Below are 2,079 nucleotides of genomic sequence, written 5' to 3'. Positions count from 1 at the left end.
CTATAATGTCAAGCCTCAAATCATTGATTTTTAAGGCTTTTATTTAAATAGTTACCTCGCTAAGTAGAGCTAAAAGTGCAGAACAGTCATTATATCTTGTACTGAATAGCTAAAAATAGGTATAACTTATAAAGCATCCTCTTATTTTGCTTCATAAAGGCTATAATTCCTCTGTTTAGCTATGATGGTGAACCTTCCGTGTCTAAAGGGATCATGTCCCAACTTCCTTCGTCCCACCTGTTCATACACCGAGTGCCAGCTAAGCTTTCTAACAGGGTCATGCCCTACGGAGAGAACTACTGCCAGCTACAGCTCTTGTTTTTATTTGATTTTACTGACCGATTCGGATGTTCAAGGAACTGATATTCAGTGGACGCTATACCTTGCTTCTCGCCGTTGGTCTTGTTGCTGATGGAGTACACAAGTTACTTCATCATGATCGGGTTACTTTCCAGAACCCTGCTCGAATCCAGATTTGTCTGAATCCCAGCAAGGGTCTGGAATGATACTACGGCCTACTTATTTCTGTTATGCTGCAACAGGTTCCAGTCTGCCTGGTCTCTTTATATCCGCTATTAACTTCTTCGGATCATACACTGTGCCTTTTGTAAGGATTGTGTAAATCACTCTAAGTAGCTTGCAGGCAATGACTATCAGCGACTGCATCTTCTTAAGCGGATTTTCTGACCGCGTCGTATAGTAGACATGAAGTTCTTTGAATTCCTCTGAATGGACCACGACAGACCTCGCCGCCTGGAACAACCAATATCTAAGCCGCTTGCGTCCTCTATGACTGATCTTGGTTTTTCCTTTGTGCTTACCGGAACTACATGCTACAAGCCCTAATCCACTCAGCTTCTGTATTTCCTTTACATCATCAAATCTCGAAATATCACCCATCTCTGATAGTATTCCAGAAAGTATGTTTTCTCCAATACCTGATACTTCAAGAATGTTCTCAGTATATGGAATTTCTTTGCATTTCTGCTTCAGTTGATTCTCTATTTCCAAAAGTTCTTCATCCAGTTCTCGAATTCTTTCGACAAACCACTTTACAGCCGTTTTGCTTGCTTCAGCTCCATCCTTCATACCAACACTTTCCCTGGCATATTTTAAGATTTCTTCAGCTCTGCTATAACCGCGACCTCTCAGCTTGGCATTATGCCAAATCTGTCTGATTCCATCATTGCCTAATAAAAGAAGGTCCTCTGGAAAGGGTGCTTTTTTTAGCAGTTCCAAGCTGAACGCTCCATCAAACTTTCCCAATGCCTCCTTATACTCCGGAAAATATATCTTCATCTCTCGATGAAGTCGATTGAGAAATCGGATTCTATCCTCATTCAACTGTTCCCTGAACATTGACAGCCTACGGAGATCCGCATACAGTTTTTCAGGAAGGTATGGCATTCCAAAGTTGCCATCCTTAATAAGATTTGCAATAAGCTTTGGATCCTTGCTGTCATCCTTAAGCTGGCTATTATCCTCAAGTTCTTTTGTCTGCTTTACCGCATACGGATTCACCTGAACAACGCTGATTCCATGCGTAATCATCCATGTAGCCAGGCAGAACCAATAATGTCCTGTTGGCTCCAGGCCTAATACAATCTGTTTTTTATCATTTGCCGCAGCTATTTTAACTGCCCAGTCTTTTGCACTTTGGAATCCCTCTGCTGTATTGCTAAAAGGAAATGCAGACTTATTGAGTTCCTTACCTCTGGTATCAATTGCTCTTAAATAGTGAGTTTCGCTGCCGATATCGCATCCTAGAATAAGCATATCATCACTGATAAATGTAAGCTTATCATTCTTAGTGAACTTACCTTTTGTTTCTAACTGATGCCAGGTAGAAGCTTTAAGATTACCCTTTATCCCCTCCATTTTTGCTGAATTTTCTTGCTGTTCAAAAATATTTGCTGTAATAACTTGATTTTTCTTCTTTTTGCCTTTAATATTCATTTTAGATACCTCTTGTATTCTTTGGATTTTTACCAACTGGCTGGTCAGTAATAATCTAAATTTACTTGAGGTATTTTTTATTGTCAATCCCTTGACCTATTTAAATTATACAGGAAGCTTTCT

The 2,079-nt window shown here is 39.9% G+C and carries 1 protein-coding gene; it reads right to left on the bottom strand.

Annotated features, from left to right (window positions below; genetic code table 11):
* Window positions 1-528 precede the first annotated feature (528 nt).
* A complete protein-coding gene (locus GH808_RS15000) occupies window positions 529-1,956 on the bottom strand; it encodes an IS110 family RNA-guided transposase (protein WP_186843591.1) in 1,428 nt (475 codons plus the stop codon).
* Between the last annotated feature and the right edge of the window lie 123 nt (window positions 1,957-2,079).

It is taken from the genome of Acetobacterium fimetarium, from assembly GCF_014284475.1.
GTDB classification, from domain to species: domain Bacteria; phylum Bacillota; class Clostridia; order Eubacteriales; family Eubacteriaceae; genus Acetobacterium; species Acetobacterium fimetarium.
Note: the sequence above shows the minus strand (reverse complement) of the source record. Positions and strands in the feature narration are given on the sequence as shown.

What these genes read in the sequence shown, in the direction of transcription:
- GH808_RS15000 (WP_186843591.1), bottom strand. Translation starts at nt 1,956, where the DNA reads ATGAATATTAAAGGCAAAAAGAAGAAAAATCAAGTTATTACAGCAAAT.